Annotated in this window: 23 protein-coding genes; 17 read left to right on the forward strand and 6 right to left on the reverse strand. The window is 70.2% G+C overall.

The features are described 5' to 3' along the window. Positions 1-317: 317 nt before the first annotated feature. Positions 318-1,115, forward strand: coding sequence for a FadR/GntR family transcriptional regulator (locus tag OG841_RS03365; RefSeq protein ID WP_328642858.1), 798 nt, complete (start codon positions 318-320; stop codon positions 1,113-1,115). Positions 1,116-1,631: 516 nt separating this feature from the next. Here OG841_RS03365 and OG841_RS03370 read toward each other — a convergent pair. Beyond that, entirely contained in the window at positions 1,632-2,069 is a 438-nt protein-coding gene (locus OG841_RS03370; protein WP_328642857.1) for a pyridoxamine 5'-phosphate oxidase family protein, read from the reverse strand. A 284-nt stretch (positions 2,070-2,353) separates the two neighbouring features. On the opposite strand from OG841_RS03370, the gene OG841_RS03375 reads away from it, so the two are divergent. The 4 genes from OG841_RS03375 (at position 2,354) to OG841_RS03390 (ending at position 4,713) form a co-directional block, all read left to right on the forward strand. Beyond that, positions 2,354-2,545, forward strand: coding sequence for a hypothetical protein (locus OG841_RS03375; protein ID WP_328642856.1), 192 nt, complete (start codon positions 2,354-2,356; stop codon positions 2,543-2,545). A gap of 279 nt (positions 2,546-2,824) precedes the next feature. Continuing rightward, positions 2,825-3,616, forward strand: coding sequence for a GNAT family N-acetyltransferase (locus OG841_RS03380; RefSeq protein WP_371563272.1), 792 nt, complete (start codon positions 2,825-2,827; stop codon positions 3,614-3,616). After that, the gene (gene infA / locus OG841_RS03385) at positions 3,613-3,837 is read left to right on the forward strand and encodes a translation initiation factor IF-1 (RefSeq protein ID WP_123758744.1); all 225 of its coding nucleotides are present in this window, start codon (positions 3,613-3,615) and stop codon (positions 3,835-3,837) included. The genes OG841_RS03380 and infA overlap by 4 nt, the downstream gene beginning before the upstream one ends. Before the next feature lie 144 nt (positions 3,838-3,981). Then, positions 3,982-4,713, forward strand: coding sequence for a dienelactone hydrolase family protein (locus tag OG841_RS03390; protein WP_328642854.1), 732 nt, complete (start codon positions 3,982-3,984; stop codon positions 4,711-4,713). Between the two features lie 127 nt (positions 4,714-4,840). On the opposite strand, the gene OG841_RS03395 is transcribed toward OG841_RS03390, so the two are convergent. From OG841_RS03395 to OG841_RS03405, 3 genes are all read right to left on the reverse strand, one after another. Beyond that, on the reverse strand, positions 4,841-5,314 hold the full coding sequence (locus OG841_RS03395; RefSeq protein ID WP_371563278.1) for a YxiG-like protein: 474 nt from the start codon (positions 5,312-5,314) through the stop codon (positions 4,841-4,843). An 82-nt stretch (positions 5,315-5,396) separates the two neighbouring features. Continuing rightward, on the reverse strand, positions 5,397-6,707 hold the full coding sequence (locus OG841_RS03400) for a glycoside hydrolase family 30 beta sandwich domain-containing protein (RefSeq protein WP_371563281.1): 1,311 nt from the start codon (positions 6,705-6,707) through the stop codon (positions 5,397-5,399). Positions 6,708-6,976: 269 nt separating this feature from the next. Continuing rightward, the gene (locus tag OG841_RS03405; protein WP_371563284.1) at positions 6,977-7,936 is read right to left on the reverse strand and encodes a LysR family transcriptional regulator; all 960 of its coding nucleotides are present in this window, start codon (positions 7,934-7,936) and stop codon (positions 6,977-6,979) included. Positions 7,937-8,099: 163 nt separating this feature from the next. On the opposite strand from OG841_RS03405, the gene OG841_RS03410 reads away from it, so the two are divergent. Together OG841_RS03410 and OG841_RS03415 are read left to right on the forward strand one after the other, a co-directional pair. Beyond that, positions 8,100-9,110, forward strand: a complete 1,011-nt coding sequence (locus OG841_RS03410) for an ArsR/SmtB family transcription factor (RefSeq protein WP_328642850.1) — start codon at positions 8,100-8,102, stop codon at positions 9,108-9,110. A 212-nt stretch (positions 9,111-9,322) separates the two neighbouring features. Further along, entirely contained in the window at positions 9,323-9,508 is a 186-nt protein-coding gene (locus OG841_RS03415; RefSeq protein WP_371563288.1) for a hypothetical protein, read from the forward strand. A 19-nt stretch (positions 9,509-9,527) separates the two neighbouring features. On the opposite strand, the gene OG841_RS03420 is transcribed toward OG841_RS03415, so the two are convergent. Next, positions 9,528-10,187 (reverse strand): hypothetical protein, encoded by a 660-nt coding sequence (locus OG841_RS03420; protein WP_371563291.1) that lies wholly within the window; start codon positions 10,185-10,187, stop codon positions 9,528-9,530. Positions 10,188-10,530: 343 nt separating this feature from the next. On the opposite strand from OG841_RS03420, the gene hisC reads away from it, so the two are divergent. Continuing rightward, positions 10,531-11,577, forward strand: a complete 1,047-nt coding sequence (hisC, locus tag OG841_RS03425) for a histidinol-phosphate transaminase (RefSeq protein WP_328642847.1) — start codon at positions 10,531-10,533, stop codon at positions 11,575-11,577. Between the two features lie 5 nt (positions 11,578-11,582). Next, a complete protein-coding gene (locus OG841_RS03430) occupies positions 11,583-13,274 on the forward strand; it encodes an aldehyde dehydrogenase family protein (RefSeq protein WP_371563295.1) in 1,692 nt (563 codons plus the stop codon). Positions 13,275-13,284: 10 nt separating this feature from the next. Here OG841_RS03430 and OG841_RS03435 read toward each other — a convergent pair whose 3' ends face one another. Beyond that, the gene (locus tag OG841_RS03435) at positions 13,285-13,785 is read right to left on the reverse strand and encodes an Lrp/AsnC family transcriptional regulator (RefSeq protein ID WP_057613423.1); all 501 of its coding nucleotides are present in this window, start codon (positions 13,783-13,785) and stop codon (positions 13,285-13,287) included. 120 nt (positions 13,786-13,905) lie between these two features. Between OG841_RS03435 and pdhA the strand changes: the two genes are divergently transcribed. The 8 genes from pdhA (at position 13,906) to OG841_RS03475 (ending at position 22,766) form a co-directional block, all read left to right on the forward strand. Continuing rightward, on the forward strand, positions 13,906-15,027 hold the full coding sequence (pdhA, locus tag OG841_RS03440) for a pyruvate dehydrogenase (acetyl-transferring) E1 component subunit alpha (RefSeq protein ID WP_371563299.1): 1,122 nt from the start codon (positions 13,906-13,908) through the stop codon (positions 15,025-15,027). A 5-nt stretch (positions 15,028-15,032) separates the two neighbouring features. Further along, complete coding sequence (locus tag OG841_RS03445) at positions 15,033-16,052, forward strand: alpha-ketoacid dehydrogenase subunit beta (RefSeq protein ID WP_371563302.1); 1,020 nt, start codon at positions 15,033-15,035, stop codon at positions 16,050-16,052. Beyond that, complete coding sequence (locus OG841_RS03450; protein WP_371563305.1) at positions 16,049-17,365, forward strand: dihydrolipoamide acetyltransferase family protein; 1,317 nt, start codon at positions 16,049-16,051, stop codon at positions 17,363-17,365. Before OG841_RS03445 ends, OG841_RS03450 begins: the two co-directional genes overlap by 4 nt. A 78-nt stretch (positions 17,366-17,443) precedes the next feature. Further along, a complete protein-coding gene (gene paaN, locus OG841_RS03455; RefSeq protein ID WP_371563308.1) occupies positions 17,444-19,150 on the forward strand; it encodes a phenylacetic acid degradation protein PaaN in 1,707 nt (568 codons plus the stop codon). After that, the gene (locus OG841_RS03460; protein ID WP_371563312.1) at positions 19,140-20,321 is read left to right on the forward strand and encodes a thiolase family protein; all 1,182 of its coding nucleotides are present in this window, start codon (positions 19,140-19,142) and stop codon (positions 20,319-20,321) included. Before paaN ends, OG841_RS03460 begins: the two co-directional genes overlap by 11 nt. Further along, complete coding sequence (locus OG841_RS03465; protein WP_328642840.1) at positions 20,318-21,079, forward strand: enoyl-CoA hydratase/isomerase family protein; 762 nt, start codon at positions 20,318-20,320, stop codon at positions 21,077-21,079. The genes OG841_RS03460 and OG841_RS03465 overlap by 4 nt, the downstream gene beginning before the upstream one ends. Further along, positions 21,076-21,939, forward strand: coding sequence for a 3-hydroxyacyl-CoA dehydrogenase family protein (locus OG841_RS03470; RefSeq protein WP_371563316.1), 864 nt, complete (start codon positions 21,076-21,078; stop codon positions 21,937-21,939). Before OG841_RS03465 ends, OG841_RS03470 begins: the two co-directional genes overlap by 4 nt. Next, complete coding sequence (locus tag OG841_RS03475; protein ID WP_371563319.1) at positions 21,930-22,766, forward strand: enoyl-CoA hydratase/isomerase family protein; 837 nt, start codon at positions 21,930-21,932, stop codon at positions 22,764-22,766. Before OG841_RS03470 ends, OG841_RS03475 begins: the two co-directional genes overlap by 10 nt. Positions 22,767-22,801 lie beyond the last annotated feature (35 nt).

Here is a 22,801-nt window from a genome sequence, read left to right on the forward strand (position 1 = left end):
GGGCCGACGCCGGGCCGTCCCGGGCGGGCGTCGGACACTGAAGGCGGCTGTACTGCTACCGACGTGGAAGAAATTAGCCGCCTTATCGAGGGATCCGTCAAGAGTGCGTACGGCGATACTTTGATGACTTAGGGCTGATGAGTGGCCGTTATGAGCGCTTACGAATGATAAGATGGCGTTTGCACGCTTGGATATCCAGAACTACCGTCGTAGATCTTGGTCAGAATGAGTACGACTTATAGTTCACCTGCGCTACGATGCTGTCGGCGCCACAGCGATCAGTCGCGGTCGCCGTAGTCACCCGGGAGGCAGCACAAATGGACGACACGCCAGCGATCGAAGCGGCCTTGCCGGCTCAGGTCCTTCCCGCTGCGCCTGCGGCAGTGAACGGCTCCGACGAGCGGCGCAACTACCGTCCGGGGTACGAAATCGTGGCGGAGCGGATCCTCGAGTACATCGCCGAGGAGCGGCTGGTGGCAGGTGACCGGCTTCCCACGGAGATCGACCTGGCCCAGATGCTGAACACCAGCAGGGCCGTGGTGCGGGAAGCCGTGAAGATCCTTTCGGCACTGGGTCGGGTACGGGCCCACAAGGGGAGGGGCCTCTTCGTCGCAGACGACGAAGGCATGCTCGTCACCAGCCGTTGGGGAGGCTTCTTCCGCCCCGTCGACATCGACCACGTACTGATGCTGTTCGAGTTCCGCAGGGTCCAGGAGATGTCCGCCAGCAGTCTGGCGGCCACCCGCGCCACTCCTTCGGAACTGCGCACCATCGAGGTGGCCATGGAGCAGTGCCGGCACGGGTTCGTCCACGGCCAGGTCGACGTGTTCAATCAGGCGGACGAGGACTTCCACGCGGCCGTGTCCGCGGCCTCGCACAACACCTTCCTCGTCAGCGCCGTGCGGGACGCACGACGCCTGCAGCGCCAGTCCAGCGCCATCGGCATCCACGACACGCTTGGCGAGAACTCCGGAGCGGCGGTCGAGGAACACGAGGCCATCTACCGGGCCATTCGCGACGGCCGGCCCGACGAGGCGGCCGAGGCCACGGCGGCACATCTCGACAGGACGCTCGAGGACTACCGGCGGGAGATCCAGCGACGCCTGTTCGGATAGCGTTCAGGGTCGGAGTTCCATCAAGCGAGCTCCACCGGCAGGAACGCCCCGTGGGCAGCCGGGCCGCCCGGGCGGCCGTCGCCGACGACCGCCGGCATGCCGCTGGTGCCCGCAAAAAGGGGGACCTGTGGGTCGTCATCGGACCTGTGCGATCCGGCAGCCCGCCGTGGGCCCTCTCCCATCGCGTCCACCGCGCGATGCGCGCCTGGTTCCCCAGCGGCTACGACGCCCGGTCGGCGAGCTGCGACGGGCGGCCGCGGGAGGTCCGCCCGTCGGCGACACTGAATGAGTCACACCTGTTCAGTGCTGCCGCTTGCCGTGGTAGCGCTCGGCGAGGCGGGCGAGTGCGACGGCGGCGAACAGGAGGGCGACGTCGCGCACGGCGATGTCGTAGTAGGTCTTTTCGAGCAGCGGCACGAAGAAGGCGCCATCGTGCCCGGCAACTGTCCCTTCCACTCCCTGGCCCGTGAGTACACGCAGACCGTCTTTGGAGCCGGGTGGCGACAGCGACCTCGTTCACCCGGTGACGGAATAACTCAGATCCTGTGCGGTGAGTGCGTCGGGAACCAGCCGCAACCACGTCGTCCCTCTCTCCGCGGGGTCGTCGTACAGGTAGTGAACGAAGCGTGCGTCCCAGCGGGACTCGTCCGCGCCGAGGTAGCGGATGAGCTTGCGCCGGCCCCGCGGTACGTCGAAGGGCACGAGCTCGGCCTCCCCACGAGCAATCACCTGTCGGACAAGGCCCGTTTCGATGTCGCAGACGTCGACCACGAGGGCGACCCTGGGGTTTGACCTGACGTGATCGAAGAGCTTGGCCCACGGCCCGGTCAGGACCCAGAAGGCTCCGTCCTCCCACAGAAACCACACGGGGCGCACCGTCGGGCCATACGTCGCGATACGCGCGGTGAGCGACTGGCCGAGGAAGGACTCCACGTCGAACGCAGGAGAGGTCACCCGTTCATTCTCTTCTCGCTGGAGTCCCTTGGAATCCGACCTTGGACCTAAGACCTCTGGTCGAGCAGGACGCCGGTCTGCTGGGTGAGCATGTCACCGCAGTCGCGGACGAGTTGGTCAGCACATGACCTCGACGCTGGGATGCACGACAGGCACGTGGTCAACAATCCGGAATCCCGGGGGCAGGACATCGACGCCGTGGGCAAGGAGGCCACGGCCTCTATCATTCGTCTCCGAGATACGGGCAGTTGCAGAGAGGGCCGACAGTGATGGTGGCAGTACGCATGGCCGCATCAGTACTCGTCACGTGGGCCGCACTGATCGTTCTCCTTCTGGCGCCCGGGCCCCTGCCGGAGCAGTGGCGCTCCTACATCTATTCGCCGGCGAGCGTCGGCCTGTGGCTGCTGGCCATGCTCGTCGCACCCGTAGTGGTCTGCGCTGTCAAGTGGCCTTGGATCAAGTCGGGCAGCAGGTGAGAGCGGTCGCGCCTGACGTCCATGGGGTTCGGACGCTCGCCGGTCAGGAGATCGAACTCATTGCCGGCTGCCGCAGACTCCACTCGTCTGCGGAAAAGAGTTGGAGGAAGGCGACGCCCCGCTGCTACGGTCCTGATGGACCGTGAAGTCGTCGTATGGAGGTGAGACCCGTGAACACAGTTACCCATGGGTGCTCCCTCAACCCGTCACGGTCCGGCGGCTGACGTTCGGTGTCGCCAGGAGCGCCTGAGATCGAGGCACTCCTGGGAGGAGACTCCGATGAACACAACACCTTTCACATCTGGCCTGAGCGAGAACGCCGTGATGATCACGCGCGTCGCGGACAGGCAATGGCATGCACTGGATGACGACCTCGTGGTCGGCCGCGGGCATGCGCATCATCGACCCGACGGACGCTTGTTCGTCAGCATCGACGCCTGGCACGACTCCATCTTCGACCGGCTCGCCGAGACGATGCTGGCGGAACTACCGGCCCCGCTGTACACCGTGGTCGACGAGGCCGACGTCGAGCTGACGGCCGGCTGGCGACGGGCCGGCTTCACGGTCCGGCGCCGTGAGTGGGAGTACGTCGTGCCGACCGACCCGCAGGTCACGGGGCTCGAAGCCGTCACGCCGCCTGCGGGCGTGACGATCGTGCCCGCCGGTCAGGCGGACGAGGGTCTGCTGCGGGCGGTGGACCGCGCGATCCGTGACGAAGTCGAGGCGACCGTTGGGTGGCAGTCCATGCCTGCGGAGGTGATCCCCCGGCTCGAAGGCGACACCATCGTGGACCCCTCGAAGTACGCGGTGGCCGCGGCGCCCGACCGCTACCTGGGTCTGATCCGGGTGGTGAGGGTGAAGCGACCGCGCATCGGGCTGGTCGCGGTCCGGTCCGCCGAGCAGCGCCGAGGCATCGCGCGGGCTCTGCTGGCCCACGCGCTGGGGACACTGCACCGCTCCGGCGCCGCCGCGGCCTGGACCGAGGTCCAGGAGTCCAACCACGCGACCTCGGCGCTGCTCGGGGGCATCGGCGCCCAGCCGATGAGCAGCAACCTGGAGCTGGTGCGATGACGAAGCACAAGAACGTCATCGAAGTCGAGGGCAGGGTCGTCGAGTGCCTGCGCAGCGCCATGTTCACCGTGGAGCTCGAGAACGGCCACCAGGTGCTCGCGCACATCAGCGGGAAGATCCGCAAGAACTACATCAAGATCATGCTGGAAGATCGGGTGCTGGTGGAGCTCCCGCCGTACGACCTGACGCGCGGCCGGATCGTGTTCCGGTACCGGAACTAGCGGCAATCGGCACCCTCCGCGACATCTGATCCTTGCCCCGGTCAAAGGCTTTCCGTGACCGGGGCAAGGTCATGGCTTCGGGGTGAACTGGGAAAGCTGCGTTGAAAGCGCCCGCAGCAGGCATCCCGAAAGGCCCGCAACGCCATGCGCCTTACCTCTGCGACGTCGTCCGACGGCGTCTTTGAACAGCTCTTTCTCCTCGGCGACATACCTGGGGTGCTATGGACTCCACGAGGTGCCGACCGAACCCGCCCCCTGATCGCATTGGGGCACGGCGGCGGTCAGAACAAGAAGGCCCCTGGCATCGTGGACCGCGCACGCCGTTTTGTGGCCGAATGCGGTTTCGCCGTGGTGGCAGTCGATGCCCCCAGCCACGGTGACCGGCCGGAACACAAGGAGTTCACCCGGATTGCTACCGAGTACGAGGCGCGGCTTGGCGCCGGTGAGGGACTGGCCCCGCTGATCGCCGGCTTCCAGTCGCTCGTTGTCCGCCAGATGGTGCCGGAATGGCAGACAGTCCTCGACGCGGTCCAGAAGCTCAGTCACGTTGGCAGTGGCCCCGTTGGCTACTGGGGGGTGTCACTGGGCTGCGTCCTCGGCGTCCCGCTTGTCGCCGCCGAATCCCGGATCCGAGCGGCGGTGCTGGGCCTGGCCGGTGCCGAGGTGTCAGCCGAGACCGCCGCGCGGATAACCGTCCCGGTGGAGTTCCTCGTGCAGTGGGACGATGAGCGAGTGCCACGGGCCCAGAGCCTGGCACTGTTCGACGCCTTCGCCTCAACCGAGAAGACGCTGCACGCCAACCCCGGCAAGCACGGTGAGGTCCCGGCATTCGAGATGGACAGCACGCTACGTTTCTTCGCCCGGCACCTTGGCTGATACCGCCGCCTGTACGCACTGGCCCGAGTGACCGGTTCGGGCTGTCCGGCCGGTCACGTACGGAGCCAGATGGTGAGGGCTGCGGTGGTGGACGAACCGGTCGCATGAACGGACGAACCCTGATCGCTCAGTCCGTGACGAACGGGGTGTATCCGACGGGGACCTCGGTGACCTGCAGGTCGGCAAAGAGCAGGGTCAGCCGGTGAGCGTCGGTTTCGATGAGGACATCGTGGAAGTCGATCCCCAGGGCATGCGACCAACGGCGAGCCGCATCCGACGGCGGAAGCAGCTTTGCGCCTGGATACATCGCATGCCACTTCACGCCCCAGACGAATCCGTCGAGGTCCACGCCGGTCTCATGGTCGATGAGTCGGTCGTCCATCGAACGTTGCCACGTCTCGGCCGGTACTGACGTATCGCATCGGGCCTCGACGCAGAATCGGAAGAGATACCGCAGGTATGACGGCTCGACCCCAGTGCCCGGAGCCGCCGTCATGTAGACGATGACCTCGTAGTCACGCATGTACGTGGTGTAACCGTGGTGCACGACGCCATGATCGAAGCTCTCGTCCAGCATCTGTTCAAGTGCTGCTGCGTCCATGGCGCCGTTCTACCTCAAGCCCCGGACTCCCCGACAAGCAGCGACGGCTGCATGGGGAGCAGAGATCACCGGGAGTCCGGGTTCAGCGGATCACGAACGTCATCATGCTTCGAGCGGGGAGCGTGACGGTGAAGGAGCCGTTCGATACGGCGGTCGTCCCCTGGGACGCGACGTTCCTGCCGGCGTCGGTCAGCCAGGACGAGACACTGGGCCCGGCGCTGTTCGCCAGGGTGAACTGCTGACTCACCGCGGCGGCCGCCTTGTTGACGGCGACGACGACCGTGGAGCCGCCGCCCCGGTACGCCGAGACGTAGACATCCGTTGCCGGCTTCGCCGTCGCCTCGACCCGCACATACCCGGGTCGGACAAACCTGGCGAAGTGCGCCATGATGGCGCCGCGCTTGCTGATCTTGCCGTCCTCGCGCATGGGGCCGTAACTGCGCCGGATGTACCACCAGATGTAGGCCTGGAACTCGGCGTCCACCATGGCGCGATGGATGTGCTCCCCCACGTCGAGTGCCTGGGGCCAGAGGTCCGCCGAATCCGTGCTGTTGGGGTAGTAGACCTCCGTCATCCAGAGTTCTTTGCCCGCGCCCTTCTGCTTGAAGAGGGGGTAAGGGAAGTTGGCGAACGGCGTGCCGTAAAGATGAGCCCCGATGATGTCCACGTTGGCGAGTGCCGCCGAGTCGTTGAGGATCGGGTCCGACATGTTCCTCAGGTACTGGAAGGACTCCGGCGCGATGACCCTGGTGCCGATGGAGCCGGCGTTCTCCCGTAAGAAGCGAACCATTTCGGTGGGGGTCCACCACGTCCAGTCCTGCGCGTAATCGGGCTCGTTCTGCACGGATATGCCGTACAGATTCACTCCGTTGTTCCGCAGGTACGTGGTGAAGTCGTTCAGGTGCTGGGCGTAGGCGCCGTACATGTCGTACCTGAGGCGTCGCGCGTTGGTCTGGCTGCCGTGGACGAAGGTCTCGACCATGGAGGCGGGCGGATTCCACGGCGAGGCGATGACGGTGGCCCCGAGTTCGACCGCGCGCTTCGCCGTCGCCAGATCGCGGTTCCAGGCCGCCCGGTCCTCGGGTACCGGGATTCTCAGCAGGGAGAACCCGAGCCTTTCGTCTCCGGTCCCGAACGCCGTGTCCCGCTGGGCCGCTGTGAGTTCGCCGATCCAGGCTGCATGGCTCATGCCGCCGAAGCCACGGATCGTCTGCCGCGTTGCCGACGGGTCGATGACCGCCGTGGCGGCAGCCGTCACCGCCCCGGCATCAGAGGCTCTCGCTACCGACGTCGCGGCGGTGAGGACGGGCAGGGCCCCTAATGTCGCCAGGACGGTCCTGCGGCTCGTCGAGCTCTTCTCCCCGGTCAACGGCTCATTCCGATTCTGCGTCACGTTTCCTCCTCTGAAATGACTGTGGGAGCGCTCCCACCAACAGTAATGACTTCACACGTGCCGTTTTCGACGGGAGGCGCTGTGGGAATGTCGCCCAGCCAGCACTCAACGACTCGGCAAGACATCAACGCCGTTCGATATCGTGAACACCGTCCAAGTGGCGGACCTGTCGAAAGTTAACGACGCCACTCACCGCGGTCAACCCCCTCGACGCGTACGGCCACCTCGGCACCGCGCGAGTCAACCAACCGCCCCAGGACCCGCTCTCGTCACCCCTCGGACGCGGAGTCGCGAGCCGCGCTTCCGGGCTGTCGCACTGCCTGGCGGGCTGCCTCACGCAGGGCGGAGACGGCCGGTGCGTTGCGGTGGTCCGGAAGCCAGGCGAGTTCGCCCGTCGAGAGACCCAGTTCCGGGCAGTCGACGTAGATGATGCCGGCGCGCGGGTACAGGCGGCGGGCCGCGGAAGGCAGGAAGGTGATCGCCCTGCCTTGGGTGACGGCGAGGACCATGGCCTCGGTGTCCCTGACGACCGGGCCGAAGCGGACCGTTGTGCCGTCCGGGCGGGGATTGACCGTCAGGTGGTTCCACCATGACCGGGGCACTTCCGGCGGCATGTCGACGACCGCGCGATCGGCGAGATCGTCGAGCGTGAGGGTGTCCCGGCCGGCGAGCGGGTCGTCGGCGGACAGACAGACCACCCGCGTCTCGGTGGCCAGTTGCAGGGACTGGATCCCGCCGGGCAGGGGTCCGCGGAGGAAGGCGGCGTCGACCTCCCCGGTGAGCAGAGTGCTGAACATGTCGACGAAGGTCAGATTGCGGACCTCGATCTCGAGGTCCGGATGCGTTCCGCGGAGGTGGGAGAGAATGGCCTGGGCGTAGGGCATGGCCGCCTCGGCCCCGAGGCTGCCGATCCTCAGGAGCCCACGCGCCGCGCCGGCATGACGGTCGGCCGCCTGGCGCAACCGGGCCATGGCATCGACCACTGCCCCGGCCTCCTCGGCGATGGACCGGCCGACCGCGGTGAGCCGCACATTCCCGCCGCCGCGCTCGACGAGTACGACACCGAGCCGCTGTTCCAACGACCGGATCTGCTGGCTGAAGGCGGGCTGAGTGACGTAGACCCGCGCTGCCGCGCGCCCGAAGTGAAGCTCCTGCGCGAGAACGAGAAAGAGCCGGAGTTGGTGGAAGCTGGGCTCTCGTTTGGCACCGGATCCGCCACCAGGACTCATAAACGAAAGTTTATCGACAAGAAGGTCATCCTCTCCCAGCTCTCGGCTTTCCCCTCCAGACCCACTACATCAGGATCTATGGGGTCGACTTGGCCGACGGCTCAGCCCCGCGGTCGACCCCTTCCCGTCTCATCCGTCCGCACCTGCCTTCGCAAGGAGCCACTTGCTTCGTATCCACTTCGGCTGGCGCGATCTGCAGAACATCCGGATCGCTCAGCAGCCCGAACCCCTGTGGGAGTTGATGTGCGCGGTATGCCGCCTCCAGACGTCTCAGGGGCTTGTGGAGTTCGGGCACTGGCGCCGCGAGACAGGTCAGCGGCTGTCGCGGGACCGACGGGCCTCACATGCCCTGCACACCCTGCGCACCGTCATCCCGGCCTCCGGCTACATCCCCGACTTCCTCACGCCTTCGGTCACGGGCGAGTGCCTGGAGGCGGGGCTCGACCAACTACGGGCGACGCCCCGTGACCGATTAGCCGCAGAACTGACGCGGTTCGCCGACACGAGGCCGGTACCGGGCTGGATACGCGGCCCCCACGAACCGGCCGTCGCCTCGCTCAAACTGGTCTCCGACGCTCTACGGGCCTCGTTCCGGACACTCCTGGAACCCCACTGGCGGCACGTCCGTTCGGCGGTGGTCGACGACGTCGCGGTCCGCACGCGCGCCGTGCTCGGCGGAGGCAGCGCCGCCCTGCTGGGGGGCCTGCGCCCCTACGCGCGCTGGAACCCGCCGTATCTGGACGTCGACTATCCCGTCGACCGGGAGCTGCGGCTGGAAGGCCGAGGCCTGACGCTCGTGCCGTCGTACTTCTGCTGGCGCAGACCCACGGCCCTTGCTGATCCCGGCCTCGATCCGGTCCTCGTCTACCCCGTCATGAAGCAGCCGCTCGACATCGCGCGAGCCGGCGAGGAACGGCTGGAACGACTGCTCGGGCGGACGAGGAGCGCGGTTCTCGTCGATGTGGCCGGTCATCGCACTCGTACGACCACCGAACTGGCGCGGGCTCTCGGGCTCGCCCCGGCCAGTGCGAGCTATCAGATAGGCGTCCTGCGCGGTGCGGGACTCGTCGTCAGCAGGCGCGACGGCAAGCACGTCGAGCACACGGCGACGCCACTGGCCCTCAACCTGCTGGCCGGCACCGGTTCGACGTTTCGAAGGGGATCGAAAACATAGCGGCCCATGCAGGTGCGTGGCACTCTTTTTGCAACCGTTGTCGACCAGGGAGAACCACATGGGGCGTGCCGTCAAGGCTGCGCTGATCGCGCTCTTGGTGCTCGGCTGTTGCTCCGTCATCGCTACCCGGTCGGCACCACCACCCCAGAGCGTGACGATGACGGCGCCCTAGCGGGTGGGAACGAAGTCAGACACGACCAATGGGGGAAAACATGAAGCTGCACAAGCGAGCGATCACCATCGTGTTCCTGGCAGCGACCGCTCTGGGCTCTCTGGGCACACCCGCCATGGCGGCACCGATGCCGTGGGAAACCAGCAAGGTCCCAGCCGTCCCGGCCCCGGCCAACGGCCAGAACGGCACCGTCACCGTCCAGTGCGGGAGTCCCTGCTACCAGTAGGCGCCCCGCTGTGACGGCGTCACGGATGGTAGATGTCCCAGCCGGTCGAGGCCGAGGGTGACGGGCTCGGCGTCGACCGCCTCACGCCGCACTGCGTGGACCCCTGCGCCGGCAGCAACCGGTGCACACCGATCCGTGCCGTCCCGAAGCGCACGTCCGCGTCCCCGGCTGTGGCCAAGTCCCCTGTCAGCCGGGGCAGTTCCGCGCCGGCCAGGGGTGTGCCCGCGTACGCCGCGACAAGGATCCGGACGCAGGTGCCGTCCCGTCCGGTGGGAAGTCCGGCCGGGAAAGCGACGGTTCGGGTTCTGCCGCCGTCCGCGGACAGTCCGTAGCGCATGACGAACGACAGCTCCGGCCTCGTCGTCGAGGCCGTGAGGGTCCAGAACTCGACCTGTACGGCGAGAGGTTGGCACAACACACGCACATCGCCCGTACGCGGTCCGCGGACGACGACCGATGCCTGTGCGTACGACGGGTCTGCCCCGTCGGTCGTCCCGTGGAAGGCGACCGCGGCCCGCAGCCAGGCCGCCTGTGCTCGTCCCGACCAGTCGCCCGCGTCGCGGCAGCCGCCGGTCTGCGCGCCCGCGGACGCGTTCCAGCAGCCGGTCGCGAGCAGCGCGAAGGCCGCCGCGCCCGCCGACAGCACTGCGTGGCGGAAGCGGGTCTGGGTGCTGTGCATGGTCTCCCTCGATCGGAACGGGGCGGGCCACGGACGTCACGTGGTCCGGACGGCGAGCAGCCTGCTGGTGTCCTGGCCGCGGCGGGGGCCTCGATGGCCCGCTGTGTCCGTCCCGTGATCAAAGAGGAGGCCGGAGGTACGGCGGAGGACGTGCCGTCCGTCTCGTGGCAAAGGTCCGGCAGGGCCTGCCGGAAGACGGTTTGCCGATCAGCACCCCGTTTTCCGGCGATTCGTAGCCGAATTTCCCAAACAGTTGAGTGCTTGTCGTCCGCTCTTCACGCTGTGCCTGTCAAGTGCCCGACGGCCAGGCCTCGGGTCCCAGCGCTGCAGAAGCGAGACCAGCATGGTGCGTGTCCGTGCGTCCCTGTCCCAGCTGCCCGCCTACGTCCCGGGCCGCAAACTGCCCGGCGCCGTCGTACTGGCCAGCAATGAGTCCCCGTTCGGGTTGCTTCCTGGGGTGGCCGAAGCCCTCGCGGAGGCCGCCGGCGGCGTCTCGCGGTATCCCGATCTGCACGCCGCCTCGCTGATCGAGGCTCTGGCGGCGCACCACGGGGTCGAGCCGGACCGGATCGCGGTGGGCGCCGGTTCCTCCGAGGTGTGCGGGCAGTTGCTGCACACCGTCGTGGGCCCCGGTGACGAGGTCGTCTTCGGCTGGCGTTCGTTCGAGGCGTACCCGATCCTCACCGCCGTGGCAGGCGGTACGGCGGTGCGGGTGCCCCTGCGTGACCACGCCCTCGACCTGGACGCCATGGCCGCGGCGATCACCGCGCGGACCCGGGTGGTCTTCGTGTGCAACCCCAACAACCCGACCTCCACGGCGGTCGGGGCGCGGGCCCTGACCGACTTCGCGGACCGGGTGCCGCGGGACGTGCTGATCGTCGTCGACGAGGCGTACCGGGAGTACGCCGATCCCGCCCTGGTCCCCGACGGCCTCGCCCTCCTCGGCGACCGGCCCAACGTGGCGGTGTTGCGGACCTTCTCGAAGGCGTACGGCCTGGCGGGGCTGCGGGTCGGCTACTGCGTCGCGCCGCCCGGGATCGCGGCACATGTGCGCCGGACGCAGGTGCCGTTCAGTGTCAGCGCTCTCGCCCAGCGGGCCGCCGTGGCCGCCCTCGGCGAGGGCGCAGAGGTCGCCCGGCGGGCCGCCCTCACGGTCGCCGAACGCGATCGTGTCACCGGGCGGTTGCGGGCGCTGGGCCACGACGTGCCGGACTCCCACTCCAACTTCGTGTGGCTGCCGCTCGGCGCGGACAGCGCGCCCTTCGCCGGGCACTGCGCCGACGGGAAGGTCGTGGTGCGCCCGTTCCCCGGCGAGGGCGTCCGGGTGACGATCGGGCTGCCCGAGGAGAACGACGCCCTCCTCGCGCTCGCGGCGAGCCGGCAAGGCTGACGGCGATGCGCCCCGGTCCCTACGAGCGCCATCGCGAGCTGCTGCAGAGCGTCGTTCGCGCGATCGCCGCCGGTGAGTGCCGTCGTCCCTTCACCGAGGCGACCGGCCAGGACGCGGCGGACGCGGGCATGAGGTCGACCCGCACCGCCGGCAAGGTGTTCCGCTCACTGCTGGGGCGGCCGTTCGAGCTGGGGCAGCCCGGCGAACTCGGCCGTGTGCGCACGGAGTCGTCGCCGTACGGCCTCGCCCCGCCCATCGACTACCCGTGCTGCGATCCCGCGGAGCTGGTCGCGGCGGCCGGGCGGGCTGCGGCCGGCTGGCGGGCCGCTGGACCGCACCAGCGCGCCGGGCTCGCCGTGGAGATCCTGCGCCGGCTCAACACCCGCAGCCACGAACTGGCCCTCGCGGTGCATCACACCACCGGCCAGCCCCTCCAGGGAGCCTTCCGCGCCGCCGGGCCACGCGCTCAGGACCGCGCGCTGGAGGCGGTGGCCCAGGCCTTCGCCGAATCGGAACGCGTCCCGGCAGACCTGCACTGGAAGAGCACCGAACGGGGCGGGCAACCACTGGAGGGCACCTGCACTCTGGTGCCCCGCGGAGTGTCGCTGCTCGTGGGCTGTCCGGACTTCCCGCTCTGGAACGGGTATCCGGGCCTGTTCGCCAGCCTGGTGACCGGCAACCCGGTCGTCGTGGCTCCGCACCCGCGCTCCGTGCTGCCGCTGGCGATCACGGTGCGGGTCGCCCGGCAGGTGCTGGCGGAGGCAGGTCACTCCCCCGACCTCGTGACCCTGGCAGTGGCGGAACCGGAACGGCAGGTGCACCGGCGTCTGGCCACGGACCCGGCGGTGCGCATCGTCGACTACACGGGCCCCGCGCGTTTCGCCGGCTGGCTGGAGCGACACGCCCGCCAGGCCGCCGTGTTCGCCAACCGGACCGGACTGAACACCGTGGTCGTGGACTCGACCGACGACTACCGGGGCCTGGTCCGAGGTCTCGCCCTCGCCTCGTGCCGGTGCAACGGGACGGTGCGCACCACGCCGCAGAACATCCTGGTTCCGGAGCGGGGCTTCAGCACCGACGAGGGGCACAGGACGCTGCGGGACCTCGGGGCCGATCTCGGCGACGCCGTCGACCGGCTGCTCGGCCATCCCGCCCGGGCGGCAAAAGTGTTGGGTGCGATCACCGCCGACGAGGTACGCGGCGCCCTGACGGATGCCGCGCGCTACGGCCCGGTCCTGCACGCCTCCGGCCCCGTGCCCCATCCCGAGCACCCGTACGCCGACCTGCGCAGCCCGCTGCTGGTGCGGCTGCGCGCCTCCGACGAACGCGTCTACACCCGCGAGTGGCCCGGGCCCGTCTCCTTCCTGGTGGGCACCGACTCGACCTCGCACAGTCTCACGCTCCTGCGCCGTACCGTGGCGCGGCACGGAGCGCTGTACGCCTCGGTGCACTCCACCGACCCGCTGGTGCTGGCGGCGGCCGGGACCGCGGCACTGGACGCCGGGGTGCATCTGGTGGAGAACCTGGACGACCTGCCCGCCGACCCGTCCTCGGCCCTCTCCGAACTGCCGGGTTCCGGCGTCAGCTTCGTCACCGGCCGGTTCCGCGTGGTGCGCTCCCGGCGGCACGCACCGCCGTCGGCTCCCGTCCCGGCACCGACCCGGCTCGAGGTCGACGCCGCGCTGGCCGACGTATGACGCGCGGTCCTCAGTGCGTCCAAGTGGCGCCGCGCCCCCGCACCTCGTCGAAGACGAGCCAGGTGCGGGTGGAGCGCACTCCGGGGATCCCCTGGATCTTCTCCAGCACCACCTGGCGCAGCACCAGGTTGTCCGGCGCACGCACGACCACCAGGACGTCGAAATCACCGGTGACGAGGGCGACGTGCTCCACGTAGGGGATCTCGCGCAGTTCCCGCGAGATGTCGCGCCAGGCGTTCTGCTCGATTCCGAGCATGACGTAGGCGCTCGTGCCCAGGCCCGCCCGCTGGGCATTGAGCTGTGCGGTGAAGCCCGTGATGACGTCCTCGGCCACGAGCCGACCGATGCGGGTGTAGGCGTTGGCCCGCGAGATGTGCACCTGCTCGGCGAGGGCGCGGACCGAGATCCGGCCGTCCTCGAGGAGCCGGCTCAGGATCTGCCGGTCGATGTCGTCGAGCGGGACGGCAGTTCGTCCGGCCACTGCACCCGGCAGCGAGTTTTCCTCGGACACTTTGTCCTCCCAGACCATCGGGTTCGGCAGTTCATCGCCGATCCGGCCGAGCTATTGAACACATATTCATCAGTCGCCACCATTCTCCTGTCAAGTGTCCAGAGAAAGCGAGTGCCCTCCATGTCCGTGAAGAGCCTCCGCCAGACGGTCCAGGGCCTCCTTCCGTCCCTGACGCCGGTGCGGTTCGTGGCCGAGGACGGCACACGGGTCGCCAGGCCGTCGGCCGACTACACCGAGCCTCCTCTCGAGGCCCTCCTCGAGGCCTGGCGGCGGATGGTCCTGGGCCGCCGGTTCGACACCCAGGCGACCGCTCTCACCAAGCAGGGCCGCCTGGCCGTCTACCCGTCCAGCCGCGGCCAGGAGGCGTGCCAGATCGGCGCCGTGCTCGCCCTGCGCCCCGATGACTGGCTGTTCCCGACCTACCGCGACTCCGTCGCCCTGGTGACCCGCGGCATCGACCCCGTCGAGGTGCTCACGCTGCTGCGCGGCGACTGGCACTGCGGCTACGACCCCGCCGTCACTCGTACCGCCCCCCAGTGCACCCCGCTGGCCACCCAGGTGCTGCACGCGACCGGCATGGCCGAGTCCCTGCGCCGCAAGGGCGAGGGCGGCGTGGCGATGGCGCTCGTCGGGGACGGGGCGACCAGCGAGGGCGACTTCCACGAGGCACTGAACTTCGCCGCCGTCTTCCGCGCCCCGGTCGTCTTCTTCGTGCAGAACAACAAGTACGCGATCTCGGTGCCGCTGGCCCGCCAGACCGCGGCGCCGGCCCTGGCGTACAAGGGCATCGGCCACGGAGTGCGCTCCGAGCAGGTCGACGGCAACGACCTGGTCGCGGTGCTGGCGGTGCTGGCCGCGGCCGTGGAGCATGCCCGGGCGGGTCACGGTCCCGTCCTGGTCGAGGCGCACACGTACCGCATGGACGCGCACACCAACGCCGACGACGCCACCCGCTACCGGGAGGACGACGAGGTCGAGCAGTGGCGGTCCGCCGACCCCGTCGACCGGCTGGAGACGTACCTGCGCTCGCGCGGCGCGCTCACCGACGAGGACGTGGCGGGGCTGCGGGAGGAGGCCGAGGAGCTGGCGGCGCGGGTGCGCGCCGGCATGAACGCGGACTCCGTGCTCGACCCGCTGGAGCTGTTCGACCACGTCTACGCCGAGCCGACCCCACAACTGCGCGAACAGCGAGCCCAGTTGGCGGCCGAACTCGCCGACACCACCCAGGCACAGGAGGACTGACGACCATGGCCAAGGTCACGATGGCGCAGGCGCTCAACACCGCCTTGCGCGACGCGCTGCGCGAGGACGAACGGGTCCTCGTCTTCGGCGAGGACGTCGGTCCGCTCGGCGGGGTCTTCCGCATCACCGACGGGCTGACCCGCGACTTCGGCGAGCAGCGCTGCTTCGACACCCCGCTCGCGGAGGCCGGCATCGTCGGACTGGCGGTCGGCATGGCGATGGGCGGCTTCCGGCCCGTGGTGGAGATGCAGTTCGACGCGTTCGCATACCCGGCGTTCGAGCAGATCGCCTCGCACGTCGCCAAGACGCGCAACCGCACCCGCGGACGAATCGGCCTGCCGATGGTGATCCGCATCCCCTACGCCGGCGGGATCGGCGGAGTCGAACACCACTGCGACTCCAGCGAGGCCTACTACGCGCACACCCCCGGCCTCAAGGTCGCCACCCCGGCCACGGCCGAGGACGCGTACTGGCTGCTGCGCGACGCGGTGGCGGACCCCGACCCGGTGGTATTCCTGGAGCCGAAGAAGCTGTACTGGTCGCGCGAGGACACCGACCTTCAGACACGCGAGGCGCTGCCCTTCGGGCGGGCGGCGATCCGGCGGGCGGGGCGTGACGCCACCCTCATCGCCTACGGGCCCTCGGTCCCGGTCGCCCTGGCCGCCGCCGAGGCCGCCGCAGCGGACGGGATCGAGCTGGAGGTGGTGGACCTGCGGACCCTGGTGCCCTTCGACGACGAGACGGTCACGGAGTCGGTGCGCAGGACCGGCCGCTGCGTGGTCGTGCAGGAGGCGCAGGGCTTCGCCGGGGTCGGCGCGGAGATCGCCGCCCGGGTGCAGGAGCGCTGCTTCCACTCCCTCGCCGCTCCCGTGCTGCGGGTGGCAGGCTTCGACATTCCGTATCCGCCGCCGAAGCTGGAGCACGCGCACCTTCCCGGCGTCGACCGGATCCTCGACGCCGTCGACCGTCTGCAGTTCGCCGACGAGCCGGACACCCGGCACCTGGTGAAGGGAGCGGTCGCATGAGTGCCGCGACGCTGAACGAGCAGCAGTTCCGGCTGCCCGACCTCGGTGAGGGGCTCACCGACGCCGAGATCGTCGAGTGGAAGGTCGCCGTCGGTGACACCGTGACGATCGACCAGATCGTGGTCGAGGTGGAGACCGCCAAGGCCGCGGTCGAGGTGCCGGTGCCGTACGCGGGCACGGTGCTGCGACTGCACGCGGAGGCGGGAACGCCGCTGGGGGTGGGCGAACCGCTGATCACCGTGGGAGCGGCGGCACCCGCGCCACCGGGGGCGGCCGTCCCGGAGCCGGCCGCCGAGCGGTACCGCGAGGAGGAACAGGCCGGTTCCGGCAACGTCCTGATCGGCTACGGCACCGGGCACGGACCCGCGCCCCGCCGGCGTCGCCGACGTACGGTCACCGCACCGGAGACGCCCGCACCCGCGCCGGTCACGGAGGCGCATGCTCCCCGCGTCATCTCGCCCCTCGTCCGTCGGCTCGCCCGGAATCACGGGATCGACCTCGCCGCGCTGGCACCTTCGGGTCCGGCCGGGGTCGTCCTGCGGCGGGATGTGGAACAGGCCGTCACCCGACAGGCACCCGCCCCGGCCGAAGCCACCGCCGTCCCGGAGCCCGTCTCCGACGGCCCCGTCCGCATCCCCCTGCGCGGCATCCGCAAGGTCGTCGCGGACAAGCTCACGCGCAGCCGCACCGAGATCCCCGACGCCACCACCTGGGTCGATGTGGACGCGACCGGCCTGCTCCAGGCCAAAAAGGCAATGGAGGCCGCCGAACCGGGGCGCCGGATCGGGCTGTTGGCCCTGTTCGCCCGTATCTGCGTGGCCGGCCTGCGCCGCTACCCCGAGCTCAACTCGACCGTCGACACCGAACACCGGGAGATCCTGCGCTACGACGAGGTGCACCTAGGGTTCGCCGCCCAGACCGACCGCGGTCTCGTCGTCCCCGTCGTCCGCGACGCCCACCGGCTCACGACGGTCCAACTGGCGGCAGAACTCGCCCGGTTGACGGAGCTGGCCCGGACCGGAAGCCTCCCGCCCGACCGGCTGACGGGGGGCACCTTCACGCTCAACAACTACGGCGTGTTCGGCGTCGACGGCTCCACACCCATCATCAACCACCCGGAGGCGGCCCTTCTCGGTGTGGGCCGCATCGTCGACAAACCCTGGGTGGTGGACGGTGAGTTGACCGTCCGCAAGGTCACACAGCTGTCGTTCAGCTTCGACCACCGGGTCTGCGACGGCGGCACCGCCGGCGGCTTCCTGCGCTTCGTGGCCGACTGCGTGGAACGCCCAGCAGTCCTGCTCGCCGACATCTGACCGACACCCTTCTTCACCGCCCTCCTGCCTGGGCCCACTCCACTCATCCACCGACCGAACGTTCGGCCTGGAGCCTTCATGTCATCACCCTTCTACGCCCGCCACGCTGACCTGCTCGAACAGGCCGTGGCCCGCACCACCGACCGCGGCTACTGGACGCCGTATCCGGAAGTACCCAGCGCCTCGGAGTACGGGACCGGAGCGCCTGAGTCGGGCGAGGCGGCCTTCCGTGCCCTCCTCGACCGGCCCTTCCCACTCGACGGGCACCCCACCACCGGCACCGTCCCGGCCACGGAGGTCTCGCCGTACGGCTTCCCCCTCGGCATCAGCTACCCGCATCTGGCGCCCGAGGCCGCCGTGGCAACGGCCAAGTCCGCGGCTCCGGCGTGGCGTGCGGCGAGTCCCGACGTCCGGGCCGGCGTGGCGGCCGAGATCCTGGCCCATCTCAACGCGGCGAGCTTCGAGATCGCGCACGCCGTCCAGCACACCACCGGTCAGCCCTTCGTGATGGCCTTCCAGGCGGGCGGCCCGCACGCCCAGGACCGCGGCCTCGAAGCGGTGGCGTACGCCTGGGAGGCACAGCGGCGCCACCCGGCCACGGCCCGCTGGAGCAAGCCCCGGCGGCGGGGCGGACCGCTGGTGATGGAGAAGACGTTCACTCCGGTCGGCCGTGGTGTGGCCGTGCTCATCGCCTGCAACACCTTCCCCACCTGGAACGGCTACCCGGGGTTCTTCGCCAGCCTGGTCACCGGCAACCCCGTGATCGTCAAGCCGCACCGGCGGGCCGTGCTGCCGCTGGCGATCACCGTGCGGATCGCCCGCGATGTGCTGACGGAGGCCGGTTTCGACCCGGACGTGGTGCTGCTGGCCGCCTCGGGGCCCGAGGAGCGCACCGCTCCCGCCCTGGCCACCCATCCCGACGTGCGGATCGTGGACTTCACCGGTTCCAGCGAGTTCGGCGACTGGCTGGAGACCAACGCCCGCCAGGCCGCGGTGCACACGGAGAAGGCGGGACTCAACACCGTCGTGGTGGACTCCACGGACGACTACGCCGGGCTGCTGCGCAACCTCGCGTTCTCGCTTTCGCTCTACAGCGGGCAGATGTGCACCACCCCGCAGAACATCCTCGTCCCCCGCGACGGGTTCCCCACCGACCAAGGGCCGCGTACGGCCGACGAGTTCGCCGCCGATCTGGGCTCCGCGCTGGACGACCTCCTCCGCGATCCGGCCCGCGCCGTCGCCACCCTCGGCGCGATCGTGAACCCCGGAGTCCTCGCACGTCTGGAGGAGGCAGCCAGCGTGGGCCGTACCGCCCATCCCTCCCGTGCCCTGATGCACCCCGACCACCCGGACGCCGTGGTCCGCACCCCGCTGGTGGCCCGGCTCGACGCCGAGGCCGACGAGAAGACCTACACGAGTGAGTGGTTCGGTCCGGTCTCCTTCGTCATCGCCACCGACGACACCGCGCACTCCCTGCGCGTCCTGCACGACACCGTACGGAGCCACGGCGCGCTCACCGCCTGCGTGTACGCGACCGGCGAGGACGTGCCGGCGGCGGCGCGTGCGACGGCTCTGGAGGCGGGGGTGCACCTGTCGGAGAACCTGACCGGCGAGGTGTTCCCCAACCAGTCCGCCGCCTTCAGCGACTTCCACGGCACGTCGGCCAACCCGGCGGCCAACGCGACTCTGACCGACCCTGCGTTCGTCACCGGCCGGTTCGCCGTCCTCCAGTCCCGCCGTCACGCGCCCGACCAGGAGCACGAGGAGTCCACCGATGGCCGATGAGGTCTATCTGATCGACGGGGCCCGTACCCCGCAGGGCCGTTACGGTGGGGCGCTGGCCTCCGTTCGTCCCGACGACCTGGCCGCGCTCATCGTCGGCGAGGCCGTGCGCCGCGCCGGGGCCCCGGCCGACTCCGTGGACGAGGTGATCCTCGGCGCCGCGAACCAGGCCGGTGAGGACAACCGGGACGTCGCGCGGATGGCCGTACTGCTGGCCGGACTTCCGCACACCGTGCCCGGATACACCGTCAACCGGCTGTGCGCCTCGGGGCTTACGGCCGTGGCGTCCGCCGCGCAGTCGATACGGGCGGGCGAGGCCGATCTGGTCGTGGCCGGCGGGGTGGAGTCGATGACCCGAGCACCATGGGTGATGGCCAAGCCGGGCACACCCTGGGCACGGCCCGGCGACGTCCACGACACCTCGCTGGGCTGGCGCTTCACCAACCCGCGCTTCCCCGCGACGACGACCTTGTCGATGGGCGAGACCGCGGAGGAGGTCGCCGCCCTGGACGGCGTCAGCCGCCTGGAGGCGGACGCCTTCGCGCTGCGCAGTCACCGTCGGGCGGTGGCCGCGCGGACGGCGGGCCGCTTCGCGGCGGAGATCGTCCCGGTGCCGGTGGCGGACGGTGAGATGACCGAGGACGAAGGGCCGCGCCCGACCACCACGTTGGAGAAGCTGAGCAGCCTGCGCACCGTCTTCCGCCCGGGCGGCATCGTCACCGCGGGCAACTCCTCGCCGCTGTCCGACGGAGCTGCCGCCCTGGTGGTGGCGAGCGGGGCGGCGGTGGAGCGCCACGGGCTGACTCCCCGGGCCCGGGTCGTCACGGCCTCCTCGGCCGGGGTCGAGCCCCACCTGATGGGACTCGGCCCGGTACCGGCCACCGCCAGGGCCCTGGAGCGGGCGGGCTGGGCGGCCGAGGACCTCGACGCGATCGAACTCAACGAGGCCTTCGCCGCCCAGGCCCTCGCGGTCATGCACCGGCTGAAGCTCGACCCGGACCGTGTCAACGCCGACGGCGGCGCCATCGCCCTCGGCCACCCTCTGGGCTGCTCCGGCGCCCGCATCCTGCTCACCCTGCTGGGCCGACTGGAACGGGAGGGCGGCCGGCGCGGCCTGGCGACGCTCTGCGTCGGGGTCGGACAGGGCGTGGCCATGCTCGTGGAGCGCGTATGAACACGCGCGGGAGACCGTCGTACGAGACGCTGTCCGTGGAAGAACGCGCCGACCGGGTGGTCGTCACCCTGCGGCGGCCCGGCGCCCGCAACGCCATCAACGGCCGCATGATCACCGAACTGCACCGCGTGTGCGAGGAGTTGGAGCGCACGCCGAAACTCCTCCTGCTCACCGGGCACGACGGAGTCTTCGCCGGCGGGGCCGACATCGGTGAACTGCGGCGGCGCGGCCGGGACCATGCGCTGGAGGGGATCAACAGCCGCCTGTTCGAACGGGTACGCAGGCTGCCCCTGCCCACCGTGGCCGCCGTGCCGGGCTGGGCGCTGGGCGGCGGTGCCGAGTTGGCGTACGCCTGCGATCTCAGGATCGCCGGGACGGACGCGGTCTTCGGCAACCCCGAACCGGGCCTCGGCATCCTCGCCGCCGCCGGTGCGTGCTGGCGGCTGCGCGAGCTGGTGGGCGAGTCGGTGGCCAAGCAGGTCCTGCTCGCCGGACGCACTCTCGACGCCCCCGCGGCCCTCGCGTGCGGGCTGGTCATGGACGTCGTACCGACCGGCCGGCTGGTCCCCGAGGCGCACGCGCTGCTCGACCGGATGGCTCGCTCCTCGGCACTCGCCCTGCGGCTCACGAAGCTCGTCACCGACGCCTCGGGGGCTCATCCCGTGGCCGACGACCTCGCCCAGGCGGTGCTCTTCGAGAGCCCGGACAAACAGGAGCGCATGACGCGCTTCCTGGAGAAGAAGGGAGGCCGGGCATGACCTCGGCAGCACCACCCTCCATGGTGGGGGTCATCGGCGGCGGTCGCATGGGCGCCGGTATCGCCCAGTCCTTCGCGGCCGCCGGATCACGTGTGGTCGTGGTGGAGCGCGACGAATCCGCCGCGGCCGCGGCAATGGAGAGGGTGAGCAGGGGACTTCGGCAGGCGGCCGAGCGCGGGACGCTCGCCGGGCCGCCGGACCTCGGAGTGCCGGACCGTGTCATCGTCGCCTCCTCGGTCGCCGAACTGCCCCACGACACCGACCTGGTCGTCGAGGCCGTCTTCGAAGACGCCGCTCTCAAGGCCGAGTTGCTCGCCGCCGCCGAGGACGTCGTGCACGACGGATGTGTGCTGGCCAGCAACACCAGCGCCCTGTCCGTCACCGAACTCGCGGCGGTGCTGCGGAGCCCGGGGCGGTTCCTGGGGATGCACTTCTTCAACCCCGTGCCCGTGTCCGCCCTCGTCGAAGTGGTCCTGGCCCCCGACACGACCGAAGCGACCCGGGCAGCGGCGGTCCGTTGGACCCACGCCCTCGGCAAACAGGACGTCGTCGTCAAGGACTCGCCCGGGTTCGCCAGCAGCCGCCTGGGCCTCGCCCTCGGTCTTGAGGCGATCCGCATGGTCGAGGAGGGCGTCGCCGACCCCGAGGCCGTCGACACGGCCATGCGCCTCGGCTACCGGCACCCGATGGGCCCGCTGCGGCTGACGGACGTGGTGGGACTCGACGTACGCCTCGCCATCGCGGAGCACCTGCACACGATGCTCGGCGAACGGTTCGCGCCGCCACGGCTGCTGCGGGAGAAGGTCGCCCGCGGTGAGCTGGGCCGCAAGACCGGTCAGGGGTTCTACCGATGGCAGTGAGCGAAAGACCGCGCGCATCGAGCGAAAGCTCCGCCCCGCACGGCGTGTCGTACGAGGTCAGCGACGCCGTGGCCGTGATCGAACTGCGCGGACGCACGAGTGGCAACGCGCTCGACGCACACCTGCGCGGCGCCCTCCTCATGGCCGTCCGGCGGCTGACCACGGACGCCCGGCGCGAGGTGCGGGCGGCCCTGATCACCGCGCATGGCCGGCACTTCTGCGTCGGCCAGGACCTCAAGGAGCACGCCCATCTGCTGAAGACCTCGCCCGCCACCGCCTTCGCCAACATCCCCGACCACTACAACCCGCTGGTCAAGGAGCTGCACGCGCTGCCGATCCCGCTCGTCGTCGCGGTCGAGGGCTCCTGTGTCGGCGCCGGACTGGGCCTCGCGCTGTGCGCCGACGTACGTGTGGCGGCCGAGGGTGCCCGCTTCGCCACCGCGTTCGGCGGTGTCGCGCTCGCCTCGGACTCGGGCGTGGCCCGCGCCCTGTCCCGGCAGCTGGGCCCCTCCCGCACCGCCGGACTCATGCTGCTCGGCGACGCCTTCTCCGCATGGGACGCCGAGCAGTGGGGGCTGGTACACCGCGTCGTGGCGGACGGCTCGGCCGCCGCCGAGGGCGTGGCCCTGGCCCGCGCGCTGGCCGCCGGACCCACCGCCGCGCACCGGGAGACCAAGGCGCTGCTGCGGTCGGCGGCCACCACTCCTCTGCCGGCGGCGCTGGAGCGCGAGTCCGTCGTCCAGCGGCGGCTCGGCACCACCGCCGACCACCACGAGGCCGTCACCGCCTTCCTCGAACGGCGAGGCCCGGTCTTCCGTGGCCGCTGACTGCCCGTCCCCCTTGAAAGGAGCACCCGTGCAAG

Origin of the sequence: Streptomyces canus, from assembly GCF_041435015.1 — a bacterium.
GTDB lineage: Bacteria > Actinomycetota > Actinomycetes > Streptomycetales > Streptomycetaceae > Streptomyces > Streptomyces canus_G.